This is a genomic window from Mesorhizobium sp. M8A.F.Ca.ET.218.01.1.1 (genome assembly GCF_004791165.1).
Lineage (GTDB): Bacteria > Pseudomonadota > Alphaproteobacteria > Rhizobiales > Rhizobiaceae > Mesorhizobium.
On sequence record NZ_SRUZ01000239.1, the window covers coordinates 1 to 278 of the forward strand.

A 278-nucleotide genomic window follows, 5' to 3' on the forward strand; every position below is an offset into this window, starting at 1 on the left:
CCATCCTCGGTGATCGGCGGCACCTCGCTGTTCGGCGCCATAGGCTCGGTGCATGGGCCGCTGATAGGCTCCTTCATCCTCTCCACGATCAACAACGGCGCCAACCTGCTCAACGTCAACACCTTCTGGCAGCGCGTCATCACCGGCGTTTTGATCATCGTCATCGTCTACTTCGACGGCCTGCGCCGTCGCGGCAAGTGAACCATCGTTGAAGCATCGCGTCGGCCCCATCGGCCTGCGCACTTTCTTGAACATCGGATTTGCCCATGAAAGCCGTC

At 60.4% G+C, this 278-nt stretch carries 1 pseudogene; it reads left to right on the forward strand.

The annotated features are described in order from the left end of the window. A pseudogene (locus EN861_RS35165) lies at positions 1-201 on the forward strand (ABC transporter permease); the annotation flags it as partial. Positions 202-278 lie beyond the last annotated feature (77 nt).